The sequence below is a fragment of the Asticcacaulis sp. AC460 genome (assembly GCF_000495795.1).
Classification (GTDB): Bacteria; Pseudomonadota; Alphaproteobacteria; order Caulobacterales; family Caulobacteraceae; genus Asticcacaulis.
In genome coordinates, this window is record NZ_AWGD01000018.1 from 53,849 (window position 1) to 70,471 (window position 16,623).

General features: G+C 61.7%; 15 protein-coding genes and 1 pseudogene. 8 read left to right on the forward strand and 8 right to left on the reverse strand.

From position 1 onward, the window contains the following. The first annotated feature begins 9 nt into the window (after positions 1-9). On the forward strand, positions 10-525 hold the full coding sequence (locus tag ABAC460_RS34355; protein WP_023453209.1) for a GNAT family N-acetyltransferase: 516 nt from the start codon (positions 10-12) through the stop codon (positions 523-525). Between the two features lie 199 nt (positions 526-724). After that, entirely contained in the window at positions 725-1,366 is a 642-nt protein-coding gene (gene nth, locus ABAC460_RS34360) for an endonuclease III (RefSeq protein WP_023453210.1), read from the forward strand. On the opposite strand, the gene ABAC460_RS0124455 is transcribed toward nth, so the two are convergent. Further along, complete coding sequence (locus tag ABAC460_RS0124455) at positions 1,363-1,845, reverse strand: response regulator (RefSeq protein ID WP_081716507.1); 483 nt, start codon at positions 1,843-1,845, stop codon at positions 1,363-1,365. The two genes, nth and ABAC460_RS0124455, sit on opposite strands and share 4 nt — an antisense overlap. Positions 1,846-2,089: 244 nt before the next feature. On the opposite strand from ABAC460_RS0124455, the gene ABAC460_RS34365 reads away from it, so the two are divergent. After that, positions 2,090-2,281: a hypothetical protein gene (locus ABAC460_RS34365; protein WP_023453212.1), complete on the forward strand. Its 192-nt coding sequence runs from the start codon at positions 2,090-2,092 to the stop codon at positions 2,279-2,281. 9 nt (positions 2,282-2,290) lie between these two features. Here ABAC460_RS34365 and ABAC460_RS34370 read toward each other — a convergent pair whose 3' ends face one another. Beyond that, positions 2,291-3,199: an ATP-grasp domain-containing protein gene (locus ABAC460_RS34370; RefSeq protein WP_023453213.1), complete on the reverse strand. Its 909-nt coding sequence runs from the start codon at positions 3,197-3,199 to the stop codon at positions 2,291-2,293. Between the two features lie 58 nt (positions 3,200-3,257). Here ABAC460_RS34370 and ABAC460_RS34375 point away from each other — a divergent pair, with 58 nt between their 5' ends. Then, on the forward strand, positions 3,258-4,253 hold the full coding sequence (locus ABAC460_RS34375) for an adenosine kinase (RefSeq protein WP_023453214.1): 996 nt from the start codon (positions 3,258-3,260) through the stop codon (positions 4,251-4,253). A 33-nt stretch (positions 4,254-4,286) separates the two neighbouring features. Here the strand turns inward: ABAC460_RS34375 and ABAC460_RS34380 are convergent, their stop codons facing one another. The 6 genes from ABAC460_RS34380 to ABAC460_RS34405 form a co-directional block, all read right to left on the reverse strand. Further along, positions 4,287-4,856: a Smr/MutS family protein gene (locus ABAC460_RS34380; protein WP_023453215.1), complete on the reverse strand. Its 570-nt coding sequence runs from the start codon at positions 4,854-4,856 to the stop codon at positions 4,287-4,289. Between the two features lie 93 nt (positions 4,857-4,949). Then, positions 4,950-7,610: a PAS domain-containing protein gene (locus ABAC460_RS34385; protein WP_023453216.1), complete on the reverse strand. Its 2,661-nt coding sequence runs from the start codon at positions 7,608-7,610 to the stop codon at positions 4,950-4,952. 209 nt (positions 7,611-7,819) lie between these two features. Then, the gene (locus ABAC460_RS34390) at positions 7,820-8,086 is read right to left on the reverse strand and encodes a GlsB/YeaQ/YmgE family stress response membrane protein (RefSeq protein ID WP_023453217.1); all 267 of its coding nucleotides are present in this window, start codon (positions 8,084-8,086) and stop codon (positions 7,820-7,822) included. A gap of 116 nt (positions 8,087-8,202) precedes the next feature. After that, positions 8,203-8,598, reverse strand: a complete 396-nt coding sequence (locus ABAC460_RS34395) for a hypothetical protein (protein WP_023453218.1) — start codon at positions 8,596-8,598, stop codon at positions 8,203-8,205. 70 nt (positions 8,599-8,668) lie between these two features. Beyond that, positions 8,669-9,448 carry a class I SAM-dependent methyltransferase gene (locus ABAC460_RS34400; RefSeq protein ID WP_023453219.1) on the reverse strand — a complete coding sequence of 260 codons (780 nt, stop codon included), beginning with the start codon at positions 9,446-9,448 and terminating at the stop codon, positions 8,669-8,671. Between the two features lie 63 nt (positions 9,449-9,511). Continuing rightward, positions 9,512-14,677, reverse strand: coding sequence for a beta strand repeat-containing protein (locus ABAC460_RS34405; protein WP_023453220.1), 5,166 nt, complete (start codon positions 14,675-14,677; stop codon positions 9,512-9,514). Between the two features lie 337 nt (positions 14,678-15,014). Between ABAC460_RS34405 and ABAC460_RS51185 the strand changes: the two are divergent. The 4 genes and pseudogenes from ABAC460_RS51185 to ABAC460_RS34420 form a co-directional block, all read left to right on the forward strand. Then, positions 15,015-15,221, forward strand: a pseudogene (locus tag ABAC460_RS51185) (response regulator transcription factor); the annotation flags it as partial. A gap of 109 nt (positions 15,222-15,330) precedes the next feature. Then, a complete protein-coding gene (locus ABAC460_RS50765) occupies positions 15,331-15,546 on the forward strand; it encodes a hypothetical protein (RefSeq protein ID WP_235075795.1) in 216 nt (71 codons plus the stop codon). A gap of 211 nt (positions 15,547-15,757) precedes the next feature. Further along, complete coding sequence (locus ABAC460_RS34415) at positions 15,758-16,102, forward strand: hypothetical protein (protein ID WP_031236696.1); 345 nt, start codon at positions 15,758-15,760, stop codon at positions 16,100-16,102. A gap of 8 nt (positions 16,103-16,110) precedes the next feature. After that, on the forward strand, positions 16,111-16,563 hold the full coding sequence (locus tag ABAC460_RS34420; protein ID WP_023453225.1) for a hypothetical protein: 453 nt from the start codon (positions 16,111-16,113) through the stop codon (positions 16,561-16,563). The last annotated feature ends 60 nt before the right edge of the window (positions 16,564-16,623 follow it).

Here is a 16,623-nt window from a genome sequence, read left to right on the forward strand (position 1 = left end):
GGTTTGGGCATGACGGTCCTGACGACGGCTCGGCTGAGCCTGACGCCGATGACGGTGGCGGATTTCGACGATCTCTGCCGGCTGTGGCGCAACGAAGACTTTACCCGGCAGATCGGTTTACCGGCGATGACGTCGGAGACGGTCTGGCTGCGGTTGTTGCGCGATATCGGCCACTGGCAGGTGATGGGCGTCGGCAACTGGGCGGTCCGCCGGCTTGAGGACGGTGTGTGGCTGGGGACGGTGGGGATTTTCGACTACCGCCGCGACCTGGTGCCGGCCTTTGGGGATCTGGAACTTGGTTGGGGCCTGGATCCGGCATTTCAGGGCCAGGGTTATGCCTTCGAAGCGGTGACCGAAGCTTTGCGTCATGCCGACGAGGATCTGCGGCTGGCGCGGACGACGTGCATGATCGCGCCGGACAATGCGGCGTCGTTCCGGTTGGCGGCGAAGGTCGGGTTCACGCCATGGGTGGAGGGCGACCTGCGCGGGGAGAAGATCCAACTGCTGGAGCGGTTGAGAAAGTAGGAAGTTTAACCACGGACCACACGGACCACACGGACTTCAGGATTTATCGGAAACTGCCGCGCAGCGGCAATAAACGTAAGGCCGCTTCGCGGCGTCAGAACTGTCTCAAAGTCCGTGTGGTCCGTGGTGAAAAACCTTACATCAGAAGCCATGAACAATGACGGTTCCGTCCTCCCTCGAACTCCGCTAAGCACACCCGATGGCCGCACCCGATCCCGCCCTGATTTCCGCCCTGTTCGAGCGCTTCGAAGAGGATAAGCCCGACCCGCGCACCGAACTGGACTTCGTCAACCGCTACACCCTGCTGGTCGCGGTGGTGCTGTCGGCCCAGACCACCGACAAGGCCGTCAACAAGGCCACCGCAGCGGTGTTCAACATCGCCGACAACCCCGCCGCCATGGCCGCGCTGGGCGAAGACGGGCTGACCCCGATGCTGGCTTCGCTGAACCTGTTCCGCACCAAGGCGCGCAATGTCATCCGGCTCAGCCAGATTCTGATCGACCAGTATGGCGGTAATATCCCCCTGACCCGCGACGAACTGGTAGCCCTGCCCGGCGTCGGCAACAAGACCGCCAGCGTCGTGCTGAACGAACTGGACATTCAGCCGGCCATCGCCGTCGACACCCATGTCTTTCGCGTCTCGCACCGGCTGGGCCTGGTCGATGCGGCCGCCAGGACCCCGGACAAGGTCGAACAGCAGCTAATGCAGGTCATACCACGTAAATGGCTGACCCGCGCCCATCACTGGCTGATCCTGCACGGACGCTATGTCTGTATCGCGCGCAAACCCAAATGCGAGCTGTGCATCGTCAGCCACCTGTGCCCGCGTATCGGGGTTTAGACCCGCCGCAGATCCTCCGCGCACAGGAACAGGTCTTCGCCACGCAGTTCCAGCTTCAGCGATCGCACCCGGGCCACCACCTCGCACAGCTTTTCGTAGTTCAACGGCTTGACCAGGTAGTGCACGGCGCCCAGTTCGCGGGCGCCAACAATGTCTTCCTCGTAATCCGAACCCGACAGGACCACCACGGGAATGGTTTTCAACTCGGGCAGGCCGCGCAATTCCTTCAGGAACCCGCCACCCTGGATGCGCGGCAGGTTGAGGTCGAGGAAGATCAGGTTGGGCCGCGGCGCGCTCTCGAACCGCGGTTCGTTGCGCAGGAACCGCAGGGCATCCTCGGCCGAGGTCACCCAGTGGCCGTCGAACTGGACCCGGGCGCGGTTGAGCAGATCGGTAACAAGACGGATTTCGGCGGCGCTGTCTTCGATAAACAGCACCTGAGCCATCGGGGCTGTTTCTTCGGAAAAAGGTTCCGCCATGCCACACGTCCGCACTGGAAAGCGGGGAGTTAACCTCTGGCGTCTTCACTTATCAAGCGATTTTTGCTCAACAAAAGTTGTGAAATGCGACCACAGGCTGTGACAAGGTAAACGGGACGTTAAAATCTAATAGCCGGCGGGTCTGACGGATATCTTACGCGACGTCCGACAAAAGGCGACGGCCTGCTTGCATGGAGCGGGGTTAGATTGCCTGCACCCATCAGGGAGTAGAGGAGAGAGCGGCATGGCGACCACAGCGGTAAACAGCGAAAGCCGGGATAATGCAACCATCACCATTTTAGAAATGGTCGTCGCTTCGGCCCTGGTGCTGGGTATCATTTTCCTGCTGTTTGGCAACGCGACCGATGGAGTCACCGTGATCAGTTCGACAACGGATAGGTCTGTGGTCGCTGAAGATCTTGCCGCGGTGCCATGATCCGTCAGGTCAAGCGTGGCACTTGCAACCGACATGCATGGCGAGTTCGACCGCGTCCTTGAAGCGCATTGAGGCTTCCAGGTCGTAGGTCAGGTACAGGTCCGGCTCGATCAGCTCCAGCTCCATCAAACAGAACCGCCCCTCGGCATCGCGCACCATATCCACTCGCGCATACAGCAACCGGTCGCGGCCGATAAAGTCCAGCGCCGCTTCCGCCAGGTCCGAAGCTTCGGCTGGGGGCCACTTAAGCTGTAAACGCGCGTCGTAGTCTGGTTGCGAGCGGAAATCGCCCGACTTGGGCGTCTTCAGCACCGCATGCGAGAAGGCGCCGGCAAAATAGAGCAGGGACCATTCGCCTTCCGTTTGGATCGACTCCATAAACGGCTGAATCATGGCCGGGCCCTCCGGCGGACCCGCGATCTTGCCTTCGACATCGGCTTCCCCGGCCAAGGCGGCATCGCCTCGCCAGACCACCGTGTTCTTGGCCCCGGCCGATACCACAGGCTTCAGCACGAGAGCGTCGCCGAAATCGGCGCGGGCGCGGGCGAGGTCATCCTCGGTCAACTGCTCGACGAACAGGGTCGGGATGATCCGCACCCCGGCCTCGGCCAGATCGCGCAGATAGCGTTTGTCGACATTCCACGCCACGATCTCGGGCGGATTGAACACGCGGCGCTTATCCTCGGCCAATCGGGCCATGGCGGCGCGGAAACCGTCCGGGTCATTGTGGTAGCCCCAGGCCACCAAAGGCACGATCAGGTCGTAGTCCTGGGTGACCGGCTCCGACCAAGGCTGGTCGAAGACCTCGGCATCGATGCCGGCCAGGGCTTCCCTGTAGGCGTCCAGGACATAGGGCCACCGGCCGTGATGCGACGGATGGTCCGGGTTCGGAGTCAGGATCAATAAAGACTTGCTCATCGCTTCCTTATTCACCATTAGGGTACGCAATCGCAACCGGAATTGTTCAAGCCAGCCCATGACCACGACCTACGATATCACCGCCGTCGGCCACGCCATTGTCGATGTCCTGGCTCCAGCCGACGATGCCTTCCTGAAGAGCCACGACCTGCACAAGGGCGCCATGACCCTGATCGACCAGCATCGCGCGGTCAGCCTCAACGAAGCCATGGCCGACAGCGAAATGGCTTCGGGCGGATCGGCTGGCAATACCATCGCCGGCGCGGCTTCGTTCGGCGCCAAGTGCGCCTATATCGGCAAGGTCGCCCACGACAGCCTGGGTGAGGTGTTTTCGCGCGACCTGAAGAAGATGGGCGTCACCTTCAATACGCAAGTGCTGCACGACGACCCGACCCATACCGGCCGCTGTTTGATCAATGTCACCCCCGACGGCCAGCGCACCATGGCGACCTTCCTGGGCGCTGCGGCCATGGTGGGGCCCAACGATGTCGATCCCGAACTGGTGAAGGCGTCGCAGATCGTCTATCTGGAAGGCTATCTGTTCGACACCCCGTCCGGCAGGGAAGCCTTTGCCCGCGCGGCCCAGATCGCCCGCAACAACGGCCGCAAGACGGCGATTACGCTGTCGGATACCTTCGTCGTCGATCGTTGGCGCGAGGATCTGCTGGCTTTTATTTCGCGCCATATCGACCTGGTCTTCGCCAACGAGCATGAGCTGATGTCGCTTTTCCAGACGGACGATTTCGACAAGGCGTTGCGCTATCTGCGCAGCAAGGTTGAGTTGGCCTTCGTGACGCGTTCGGAAAAGGGATCGGTCGCCGCCCGCCAGGACGAGATCCATGTCATCCCGACCTATCCGGCCGCGGCGGTGCTCGACACCACCGGCGCCGGCGATCAGTATGCTGCCGGGGTCATGTTCGGCCTGACGCGTGGTTTGGGGCTGGATGTCTGCGGACGTCTGGGCTCGCTGGCGGCATCGGAAGTTATCGACCATTACGGCCCGCGGCCCAAGGTGTCGCTGCGCGAACTGGCGCAGAAGCACGGGTTGATTTAGAGGCGTTTAGGCGTCCTCTTCCCGCTTTTGCCGTCAGCTTCGCCGCTTCAGCGCGACATAGAGCGCGCCGGAGCCGCCGTGGCGGGCATGGGCCTGGGAAATGCCGGCCACAATATGCCCCAGCGCCGGGTCGGCCAGCCATTCCGGTGCGTTGCGTTTCAGGATACCGTTTTCCGCCATGCCCTTGCCGGTGATCACCAGCACGGCACGATAGTCGTTGGCATAGGCCTGCTGGACGAAGGCTTTCAACCGCGCCTCGGCGGCCATCGAATTCAAACCGTGCAAATCCAGCCGGGCCTCGATCGGGTCGCGTTCGCGGCTGATGCGGCGTTTGCGCCGGGGCTCGATCGGATCAGGTGAGAAGCTATCACCCGGCACGAAGCGGAAGCCAGGTTCCGGCTTGATCGCCTGGCCCAGGCGAAACGGTGTTGCCGGTACGGGTTTCGGTTTTTCGGCGACCATGGGCTGGGCCATTCCGGCCACCTGGACGATCTCGATTTCCGGCGGTGTCGGGGGCACACGCGTCGGCCGGTGCGGCCGCACGGTAGCGGTGACCAGCGACCATAAACGCAAATCGTCGGGCAGGAACTTGAAACGGGACATGGATCAATCTTGCCATGCCGCACCGCGAAACGAAAGCATTTTGGCGCGCCTCATGCTTATCCAAAAAGTGGCAATCCACTTTTTGGCATGAGGCTAGAATTCTTCGCTCTGGAAAGCCTGCAATTGCCGCGTCAGGCGTTCGCCGCGTTTGCCGGCGATCAGCGCGGCCTCGGCCAGGCGACGCACGCTTTCCGGGCTCTCGCTGGTCTTGGCCATGACGTCCAGCGCGCCGTTGACCACCTGCAGCATCTGGGCGAAGTCCTGGGCAACGTCACCGGTCAGGCGGCCGACCGTCTCGAAGCGTTGGGCATTGCTCAGCGCGGCGTTCATCTGGTCGATGCGGACCTGCATGCCGGCCATCTGGGTCTGGGACGCGTTCAGAGCGGTGTTCAGCTCTTCCAGACGCCCCTGCAGGTCGCGGTGAGCGGCCTGCCACTTGGCCAGCTCGTTATTGGCCACGGCCAGCTTGCTTTCGTACGGCGTGTAGTCCGCCGGCGGCGCGGCGGCCAGTTCGGCATAGCGCGACCGCAGCACTTCGTGGGCGTCACGGACGTCCTTCAGTTCGTCGCTCAGGTCGGCAATGCGCGCTTCATATGGCGCATAATCGGGTTCGGGACGGGCGCGCAGGGTGTCGGCTTCGGCGCCCGTGGCTGCCAGAGCGGCGCGGGCCTGGTCCAGTTCGGCCTGAAGCGCTTCGATACGAGCGTCGTGGTCGCTGTAGTCGGGCTCCGGATCGGGCGTGTTGGATAGCACATGATAGCGCTGGGCCAGGTCGTCGTACCTGGCGCGGGCGGCCTCGGTCTGTTGCCGCAGCTCTTCGATCCGGGCGTCGCGATCGCTGTAATCGGGTTCCGGCAGGGGCAGGGACAGTAGCGCGTCCAGCTCTTCCTGGACGGCGTCGCGCGCCGTGGCCGTAGCTTCGATCTCGGATTCCAGCTCGGTCAGCCGGGTCTTGAGGGCTTGGTTTTCGGCGACGACGGCCGGGTCGGCCTCGATGACCGGTCCCGCCTTGCGCAGGGCCTCAAGTTCGCCGTTCAGCACATCCAGTTGGGCTTGCAACACAGCGTTATGGCTGGCCACCGCGGGATCAGCTTCGCGGACGACGACGGGTTCGGGCGCCGGCAGGTTGCGCAGGGTTTCCAGCTCGGCGTGCAGTGCCTCGACCTCGGTTTTCAGCGCTTCATTTTCGGCAACGACAACCGGATCGGGTTCGTGGATGATGACCGGCTCGGCGACGGCCTGGGTGAAGCTGTGCCACGCATAGACGTCGCCTTCCGGCATTGCGGCGCGGGCGGCTTCGACCTCGGCTAGGGCCTCCTCACGACCGGCCAGACGGGCCTGTTGCCGGGCGACCTCCAGTTCGGCCAGGGCGACATCGCGCGCCGCCTGGCGGGCGGCGTTCAGGTCATCTTCGCTGATCTGGGGTTCGATGGCGACTGCCGGGGCGATGGCCTGTTTCCATTCGGTGCTGTCATAGGCGATGCCGTAGATCTGGCGCTCGCCGTCCTCGATCGTGGCCTGACCCTTCAAGGTGATCCAACGCGCGTCCGCGACCCAGATGTCGAGTTGCAGGAAATCGTCCTGGCCGGACTTCAGGCGGGTGAAGGCGTCGTCGGCCTTGACCTGGTCATCTTGCGAAATCAGGGTAGGACCGCCCGGTTCGTCGCGGCCGATAAGGGCGCGCATGCCGGCGTCTTCGACGATGGTGTCGGCTTCGGGGTCGTATTGCCATACGCCGACGCCGAGTGCCGCCAGGGCTTTTTCGCCGTTGCGGAAATCTTCCAGTTCCTGGTGTTCGGCGTCATCGAGTGCGGGCACGGCGTGGGGGGCGACCACAGCCTGTTCGGCCGGCATGGCCATGACGGTGAGGCCGTTGGGTCCGCCTTCGTGAGTGCGCACAACCCAGCCGGTGACGGTGCACGCATGGGCGCCGCCGCCTGGTGCCTTGAGCTTGAGCGCTACCGAAGCGTCGCCGGTTTCGCTTTCGTCCTGGATGTCGCCGAGATAGTCGAGCGCGGCCTGGAAGTCGCCATCGGCGACGAAGACCTGGGCCCAGGGCTTGCCGACAACCTCGTCGCGCTTCAGTTCGAAGGCATCAAGCGCCGCATTGTTGATGTCCAGAACCGTGCCTTGCGCATCGAGGCCCCAGAAGGGCACGGTGGCGGAGGAGAACCAGTGGCCGCGCCAGGCGCCGGTAATGTCGTCGACGCCTTCGCCGGACCAGGTTTCGATCTCGACCATCGCCGAGGTCGAGCCGATGACTTCGCCGGCGCTGTTCATGATCGGCATCGAGGTAACCGAGACCAGGACCTTGTCGTGGCCGCCGTAATTGGTCAGCAGATGTTGGAAGCCCTTGACCGTCTGGCCACGCAGGGACCGAGCGATCGGCATCAGGTCGGCGGGAATGGCGCGGCCGTCAGGGAAGGCGATGCCCCAGGTGGCGGCATGGAAACGCAGTCCGATCAGTTCGGAGTCCTTGCGCCCCAGCAGACTGTGCGCGGTCTTGTTGGCGAAGGTGAATTTCCCGGTGGTGTCGGTTTCGACCAGAGCAACCGGGACGGCGTTGAGCACGTTGAACATGCGCCGTTCCAGAGTGTCGATCTTGCGTTCGGCCTTGAACAAAAGGTCCTGGAACTGGCGGACCTGGAAGGCTTTCAACGCGGCGATGACCCCGCCGGCGATCGATAAAAACAGCAATATCGCGGCAACCACGCCCAGAAAGACGGCCAGTTCCCCATCGTTATGCCAAAACATACGCTCTTTATCCCGCCTATGACTTTCTGCCGGGCGCCCCGTCGGGTTGCCTGAAGCATTTTGCGACAGAGTTCGCTCATCGCAATAGCCCAGCAAAAACCGGGCCGCAACCGCAACAGCTTACAACACAAATGCTTAAGGGAAAATGGTAATGAAAAAGAGCCGGCCCCTTTCGGGACCGGCTCTTGTCGTGTTGCGCTGTAATTCGCTTAAACGGCGCGCGGCCCGCCGCGCAGCATTCGCGCCAGAGCAATCAGCAGGCAGGCGCCGACGACACCGGCGATCAGGTAGCCGATGACACCGCCGAAGCCGATACCGATCATGGCAAACAGGGCGTTGGCGATGATGGCGCCGACGACGCCGAGGACGATGTTCATGAGGAGCCCTTGATTGGACTTCATGATCATTTCCGCAATCCAGCCGGCCAGTGCGCCGACGATGATGGCCAGCAGCCACCCGACTTGAGGTTCACCCATTACAATCTCTCCGTAGTTTGTACCGTCCGCGGGATACTGCGGCCTGTGCTTAGGTTACCGGGGAGGGAGCAGTTTTGAGATATGGTTCTCGCCGAAATTTGCAAGGTTTCGGAAAGTTACGCCGAACGTGTGGCGTCGTCATCGGCCAGAACCCAGGCCATGGCGTCGTGGTAGTCGGAGAAGTGGCAGACGGTTTCGTTGGGAAACAGGGGCGAGGCGGTGGGAACGCGCGCCTTGTCGAGCGGATCAGTGCTGACGACGGCCACTCTGGCGTGGTAGTTTTGATCTGCGGTCATCGCCTTCCAGCGCTGCGCCATTTCCTCGACATCGGTAAGATCGATCACACCCTCGAAACGGCGGAAATCCATCACCCGCGACCACGTCCACGGCCGGTCGATGGTGGCATAGGCGGCGTGCAGACGTTGAACGAATTCGGCGCTGGGCATGGCGCCGATGACTCGAAAGATCAGGACCTTGCGGTCTTCGTCGACGAAAACATTCAGGCGATACATACAGTTGCTTCACTCCCGCCGCCAGAATAACGCCGGAATCTTTACAAACGTTTTCAGTCCAGGGGGAGCCTCAGCCCGGTTTGCGGATCAGGAAGGTGATGTGTGCGCTCAGCATCAGCTGGAGCAGGTTGATTTCCGCCGGCGTGCGTCCCAGCCGCAGGCCGTAGGCGGCACACTGATCGTGGAAGAAATTGTCGCGGCGGATCAGGTCCTGCAGGTCGTGGCGCGTGGTCGTCATGACGCGAAGACGATGGAGCATCCACGAAAAGACGTCGTAGGCGGGATGGATCTCTTCCAGGCGTAGCCCGGCCTGCAGGGCCAGCCTCTTCAGGCCCAGGGGCGTGAAATTGTACAGGGCATTGTGATGGACCTGTTCGAGATGGCCTACGGCGCCTAACAGGATGCCGTTGGGTTTCAGTACACGGGCGATTTCCGCAAAAGCGAGGTCGGGCGAACGCTCATAACGAAAAGCATGAAAGGCATAGACGGCGTCGAAACTGGCGTCGTCATAGGGCAGGGGCGCTTGCTCCCCGAGATCGAAGCTGCCCGTATTGAACGCCTGGCGGACGAAACCAAAGTGCTCGAGTATGGCGCGCTGGCCATCGCCGCCGTAGTGATAGTCGAGCACGGTCGGCGCCGTGTCGTACAGGGCCTGGTGCGAGCGGCTGAACCGCTCGGCCAGTTGTTCCGGGGACACCGGCGCGGTGGAGACCTGGCCAACGAAGGGGGCGATTTCCCGGTACAGGTCGCCATCGAGGACCAGTTCCTGACCGTCGTCGAAAATGCCGCCGATCAGGGCCTCAAGGCCTGTAACGGTCTGCTGGGAAATATCTGCGGGAGGCCCGTCCATGACGGACTGTATCTCACGTAAGATTCCACCGGGCAAGCCATGACAGGCCGTGAGCGCCGCTTATCACCAGACGATATGGGCCAGGACGTCGGCCGTGGTCGCGCTGTTGACGGTTATGACATTGCCGCCGCCCAGGGTGATCAGGACATTGGCGCCTGACTGGGTGACGAGGCCCGCATTGGCCACGCCGCCGGTATAGGCGTTGATGTTGATCGTGTCGTTCTGTGCCGCGCTGAAGTCGGTGACCGTGTCGGTCCCGCTGCTCGTTTCGAACAGGAACAGATCGCTGCCCAGGCCGCCGGCCAGGATATCCGTCCCGCCCTTGCCGTTGATCGTGTTGTTGCCATCATTGCCGGTCAGGCTGTTGGCGAGCGAATTGCCGGTGGCGTTGACGTTGGCCGATCCGGTCAGGACGATCGCCTCGGCATAGCGGCCACTCAGGGAATAGCTTGCGGTCGAATAGATGAGGTCCGTACCTTCGCCATTGGCTTCGACAACATTGTCACCCGCGCTCTGGACATAGTAGGTGTCGTTGCCCAGGCCCCCGGTCAGGACGTTGACGCCGCTGTTGCCGCTGAGGACATTGTTCAGCGCATTGCCGGTGCCGTTGATCGCTGACGTGCCGGTCAGGCTCAGATTCTCGACATTGGCGCCCAGGGTGTAGGTGAGCGCCGTCGCGACCAGGTCGATGCCTTCGCCGACCGCTTCGGTCACCACGTCGCCGGCATCGTCGACGACGTAGCTGTCATTGCCGGTGCCACCGATCAGGGTGTCGACGCCACCCGTGCCGTCCAGGGCGTCGTGCCCGCCCAGGCCGGTCAGGACATTGTTGCCGCCGTTGCCGGTCAGGGTATTGGCATTGCCGTTGCCGGTGGCATCGATATTGGCCGCACCCACCAGGGTGAGAAACTCGACATAGCGGCCAGCCAGGGAATAGGTCACCGTGGACACGATGGTGTCCGTGCCGTCACCATTGGCTTCGACGACCGTGTCGCCGCTGTTCTGGATGTAATAGGTGTCGTTCCCACCCAGCCCGCTCAGCACATTGTTGGCCTCGTTGCCGGTCAGGACGTTGTTGCCGCTGTTACCTGTACCGTTGACGGCAGCGCCTCCGGTGAGCAGCAGGTTCTCGACATTGGCAGCCAGGGTCCAGGTGATGGCGGATTCGACCAGGTCGGTGCCTTCGCCGGCAGCCTCGACCGTGGTATCGCCCGCGTTCTGGACGACATAGGTGTCGTCGCCGGCCAGGCCGGTCAGGGTATTGGTGCCACTGTTTCCGACCAGACGGTTGGCGAACGAATTGCCTGTCGCGACGATATTGGCCGCGCCGGTCAGGATCAGGGTCTCGACATAGGTGCCGAACAGGCCGCGGTTGTCGGAGGAGTAGATCGTGTCATTGCCCTCGCCACCCAGTTCAACGACGCTGTCGCCGGCATTGTCGACGTAATAGGTGTCGTCGCCCAGGCCGCCGGCCAGGGTGCTGTTGCCGAGGTTGGCGGTCAGGATATTGTTGAGCGCATTACCGGTACCGCTGATATTGCCGGAGCCCGTCAGGGTCAGGTTTTCGAGCGTCGCACCCAGGGTGTGGGTGATCGAGGATTCGACCGTGTCGCTGCCTTCACCTCCAGCCTCGACGATGACGTCGCTCACCGCGTTGACGACGTAGGTGTCGTTGCCCAGTCCGCCGGTCAGGGTGTCGCTTCCGGCGCCGCCGTCCAGTCGGTTGTTGCCGCCATTGCCGTTCAGCGTGTTGGCATTGCCGTTGCCGGTGGCGTTAATGTCGGCCGACCCGGTCAGGGTCAGGATCTCGACAATGCGGCCGGCCAGGTCATAGCTGGCAGAGGAAAGGATGACGTCCGTGCCCTGGCCCGCCCCTTCGACGACGTTATCGCCGCTGTTCTGGATAACATAGGTGTCGTCGCCGAGACCGCCGGTCAGAACGTTTGTGCCCGTATTGCCGACCAGAAGGTTATTACCGCTGTTGCCTGTACCGTTGATGTTGGCGGTACCCGTCAGGGTCAGGTTTTCGAGGACCGCACTCAGCGTATAGGTGAAGGACGACTCGACCGTATCCGTGCCGTCACCGACAAACTCGGTGATGACGTCGCCCGCACTGTTAATGACATAGGTGTCGTTCCCCTGGCCACCGAACAGGTTGTCGTTGCCCGAACCGCCGTCCAGACGATTGTTGTTGTTGTCGCCGAAAAGCTGGTCGTCATAGGCCGATCCCAGGATCCCTTCGAAATTGGTCAGCAGGTCGCTGCCGTTGCCGGTGGCCTGGGCCGCACCCTGCATGGCCAGGCTGACCGTGACCGGCCCCGAAGCGCTGGCGTAGCTGACGATATCGAAGCCGCCCTGGCCGCTCAATGTGTCGTTGCCGGCGCCGCCGTCGATCGTGTCGTCGCTGCCTGTGCCGTTGTAGCTGTCGTTGCCGCCGGCCAGGATGATGTAGGTGCTGCCACCGCCCAGCGTCACGCTGAGGGTTTCGAACGAGGCGAAGGTGTTGACGCCGATCGTGAGGGTCACGCCCGACCACACCAGGTTCAGGCCCGACAGGCCGCTGAGGTTCAGGTTGAGATGGTCGATCCCCGTCCCGCCCGAAAGGTTCAGCCGGTTGCCCGCGGTCGCCAGCGCATTGCCGTCGACGTTCAGCACATCGTTGCCGCGACCCATGGTGTAAGCGATGCGCTCGACGCCGTTGAACTGCGTGCGGTTGCTGCCTTCATTGTAGAGATCGCCATAGAAGCGAAGCCCGCTGTCGTTATAGATTGTGCTGGTGACGCCGGCATCCTGGCTGTTATTGCGCACCGTCAGGAAATCATAGCCGCTGCCGCCCTCTACGTACTGATATCCCATAGCACTGTTCAGCGTGATTGAGTCATCGCCACCTGCCAGACGGAACTGATCCCCCGTCGCCGTTGTGCGTGTGACCGTATCGTTGCCGCTGCCGAGCGTGACATTAAAGGCTTCAAAACTGAGCAGGCTCAGGCGGGTACTGGTCAGTGAGGTTTCGTTGAGGACGATGTCGGCGGTCAGGGCGCCCAGGTTGACGGTGAGGCTATCGATGCCGGCGCCGGCATCGAAGGAGATGCTGGTATTGCTGTTGAGCAGAGGTGTGCCGTCCAGGCTCAGGGCGTCATTTCCGGACCCGGCAATGACGCTCAGGTTTTCCGTGCCGTTGAACTGGGTGCGGTTGGTGTCGTTATATATGTCGCCGTAAAAACGGATGCCGCTGTCATTATAGATGGCGTGGCCGACATTGGCGGTTACCGTGTGATTGTCGATGCTGAGGCTGTCGGTACCGTCACCGGCTTCGACGTACTGGTAGCCCGCAGAGCTGGTCAGGGTTACCGTATCGTTGCCCGCCGCCATGCGCCAGCCCTGGTTGTTGGCGCCGGCGACTGTCACGCTGTCATTGCCGCTGCCCATATAGACATTGCCGTAGATTTCGAAGCCGTTGAGCGCAACACGATCCGCGGTGAGACTGCTATTGAGCACGGTGATGGCGGTTGTGATGACCGACAGATTGGCCGAGGTCAGGGTGTCGGTTCCGCCCCCTGCGTCGATATCGGCGCTGTTGGCCAGGGTGGCGAGGGGGCCGCCGTCGAAGGTGAACGCGTCATCGCCAGTCCCCATCCGGTAGACGAGCGCCTCTGTCCCGTTGAATTGGGTACGGTTGCCGCCGTCATTGTAAAGATCGCCATAGAAGCGCGCGCCGGTGTCATTATAAACATTGCTCGACACGCCTGCCGTCTGGGTCGCGTTGTTGACCGAAAGCGTATCGAAACCCCCACCCAGTTCGATGTACTGATAGCCGTGGGCGCCGTTGAGGCTCACGCTGTCGTCGCCTGCGCCCAGACGCAGATCCTGGCCGGCGGTCTCGCTCAGGGTTGCACTGTCGTTACCGCTGCCGAAGGTTACGGCATAGCTGACGAAACCCAGGAGGGTCAGGCGGCTCGTCGTCAGAGAGGCGTTGTTCAGGAAGATATCGGTGGTAATCACGCCCAGGTTCGCCGACAGAATATTGCCTCCGGCGCCGGCGTCGACATAGACGGTGTTGGCCGCGGCCGCCAGCGGACCGCCGTTGAGGTTCAGCGTGTCGCTCCCTGAGCCCATATAGTAGGTCAGGTTCTCGACCGCGTCATACTGGGTGCGATTGCCGCCATCGTTGTAGAGGTCGCCGTAGAAGTCAACGCCGGCGTTGTTGTTGAGGGTGCTCGTTACGGCGACGGTCTGTGCGGAATTGTTCACCGTCAGGCTGTCCTGGCCGGCGCCCAGGGCGACGTACTGGTAGCCCAATGCGCCGTTCAGGGTCACATTGTCGTTGCCGCTGCCCAAAACCAGGTTCTGCGCGCCCGTGTTATTCAGCGTCACGGTGTCGTTGCCGCTGCCGAAGGTAAGGTTGTAGTTGGTGAAGTTCTTCAGCGAGACGCGGCTGGTGGTCAGCGAGGCGTTGGTCAGAAGAATGTTGGTGGTAATAACCCCAAGATTGGCGTTCAGCGTGTTCACGCCGCCACCGCCATTGACCGCGACATTGGTATTCGACGCGGCAAGGGGGCCGCCGTCCAGGTTGAGAGTGTCGTTCCCCAGGCCCATGGTATAGTTGATCTTTTCCACCCCGTTATACTGGATACGGTTGGTGTCGTGGTACAGGTCGCCATAGAAGTTGAGGCCGGCGTTGTTGGACAGGGTGCTGGTCACTCCGACAATCTGCGTGCCGGCATTGACGTTCAAGGTATCCTTGCCCGCGCCGGCCTCGACATAGATGTAGCCGGACGGATTGTCGAACGTGAAGACGTCGTCGCCGGCGCCGGTGCGGAAGTTGCTGCCGCCGTGATTTGACAAGGTGATGATGTCGGCACCGTTGCCGGTCCACAGGTCGTAGGTTTCGAAGTCGATCGCCGAGACATTGGTGGTTGTCAGGTTGCCATTGTTCAGGGTGAAGGCAGTATTGACGGCGCTGAAGTCGCCGTTCAGCCGGTCGGAGCCGCCATTGGCGTCCAGATAGAGACTGCAGCCGTCGACCACGGCCGATCCATTGACGGTCAGCGTATCGTCACCTTGGCTCATCAGGAAGGTGATGGCGGTGATATGGTCGTAATTGAACGACGGCAGGGTGTCGCTGTAAATGGTTCCGTAAAAGGTACGTGAACCGGCGCTGCCATCGACAGAGATGGAATTACCGACGCCACCAGCGAGGCCGGAATGATCGACATAGAGAGCAGTCATGGTGCGTTTCCTTGAATTGTGGCCAGGCAGGTTGAGGCGCGGCGCCACCGCGCGTCCGGGGGAAATGAGAGGATACTTCAGGCGGGTACGGTAATGGGAACGCGGATGCCACGCCGGAAATGGACGCAAGGGCGCGGGAACAGGCATTAGATTTTCATTAAGGTTTTACCGGAACGACGTTCGGTTGGCTACTGAAAACGCCCATGACGCGTGTGACGGGCTTTCCTTATCCAGACGGCGTTCGGCTGAAACCGAGCGATCCACCGTCCTGTCACGCTGCTGGCAAAATGGTTAATGACAATCAGGGGACGCGAGGCTACTGTTTGAACGGGTCGACATGCAACGGGGCGCAGGGAGACGGTGTTTGAGTGACAGGCCGACGGGTATTGGGGCGTTAACCGAACGCCAGAAAGAAATTCTGCGCCTGATCGCGCGGCATCATCAGGAAAAGGAGATCGCGCGTCTCCTTAAGATCAGTGTGCCGACGGTGAAGGATCATGCCGCCACGGCGCGGCGCCACCTGGGGGTCAGCACGACGCGAAAAGCCGCCATGATACTGGTGGAATTTGAAGCCGGCGCGGGAGCTATACCCGGCGTAGGGTATACCTCAGGCTCAGTCGCCAGGCCGCCCGAACCAGATGCAGGTTCAGGGCATGAGCCAAGCATTCAAACCGAACGACGACTATCTGATCATCACCTACCAGGAACTGGAAATGGCCTGGAGGATGCTCGCTTCGCCCGAGAAACTGGACCAGATTACGGACACCCTGAATTCCGTCCGGCAACTGAACCAGAGCTACGGGCCGGAGAAAGCCATCTTCACCATGGTTTCAGCGACGGCGTGGCTGACTCAGGACGAGCCGGCGTAGGGCGTGATGCAGGGTTCAGATTCCGGCTGAAATCGATGTCACTTCCGATGTGGCTAGGGCTGATTGCTGTGACCTCCGTGGGATCGATTGTCCTGATGGCGGCCATACTTTCACTCACCCTCGGCACCCTCGGCGTTATTCAGCAGATTACACATTATCTCGGCTGGTGAACGTGCCAGCCGGCAGTTCATTCGAGTCAGGGGTAGTCTAAATGAAACGAGCGGATATGGTGCGCTACGGCGCTGAACAACTGTTCAATGCGGAAAATGCCATCGAGCTGGCCCTGTGCCAGTCGGCGACGCTGATCAGCGAACTTAGCCGGATGCGAATGGAATCACGAATGTCGGCGGTGGTCGGACAGGATGTCCTAGACTCCGCCGCGGACGTGATCATCAAATTGACCGCGGCCCGCCGGGCCATGGTCTTGACCCATGAGCATCTCAATGGTGTGAAGGTGCAGATTGGCTGCGGCGCCGTCGCGACCGGCGATGACGTGCTCAAGCCACCCAAGACGGTTGAGGCGCCGCAGCCACAAGGCCTGCCGGTCGCCTCGTAAGGAGAGGCATGTACACGACCTGGGCCATTTTCGGCCGTTGCTGGGGAATTGGACTTGTCCCCTATATCCTGATACGTGGCGGCCCCGCAGAAAGATGCGGGGCCGTTATCTACGCCCTGGGATGGGCCGCTACGGTCATTTTTCAAAGCCGCGAGGGCAACGGACCTGGAATCTGGGTCTTCCTGATCGATATCCTGGTCATGATTGCCTATGTCGTTCTGTCGGCGAAGACCCGAAAAATATGGACTCTGTTTGCTGCCGCATTCGCTCTGGCTGCGGTACTTTGTCACATCGCCGGATATCTGGGTAAGGTCAACGTCGTGACGTATGTCACGGGCATTACCCTATGGGGCGGGTACGGGCTTAAGGTTGCCTTGACCGGCGGCATGATAGCGCTGGAGCTGGATCGTTACCGCCAATGGCGCTTGAATCGCAAGCCGGACAGATTGCTGCAACCCTGAGGGCGTTTTGTACGCGCTGTGATCCTCCGGTTGCTTACATCGGATACAAACCAGTCGCTA